A 247-nucleotide genomic window follows, 5' to 3' on the forward strand; every position below is an offset into this window, starting at 1 on the left:
ATGCATATGTACGTATGTATATTGATGCGCGGCAGGAGGCAATGCCGCTTCGATGCCGCCCAGCGAAAGTTTCAATCTCCACTGAGGAAACGAAATGTCCAACAATGACGTCGAAATGATCAAGCGCATCTATGCCAGCTTCAACGCCAGAGACATCGACGCTGTCCTGGCCGTCCTTTCCGATGACGTCGCCTGGGCCAATGGCATGGACGGCGGCCACATCAATGGTCGTGAGGCCGTGCGCGAC

General features: G+C 55.5%; 1 protein-coding gene. It reads left to right on the forward strand.

Annotated features, from left to right (window positions below):
* Positions 1 to 94: 94 nt before the first annotated feature.
* Positions 95 to 247, forward strand: a 153-nt coding sequence (locus AF337_RS33180) for a nuclear transport factor 2 family protein (protein ID WP_160320412.1), incomplete at its 3' end; no start/stop codon positions are given.

Origin of the sequence: Rhizobium ecuadorense (genome assembly GCF_001187535.1) — a bacterium.
GTDB lineage: Bacteria > Pseudomonadota > Alphaproteobacteria > Rhizobiales > Rhizobiaceae > Rhizobium > Rhizobium ecuadorense.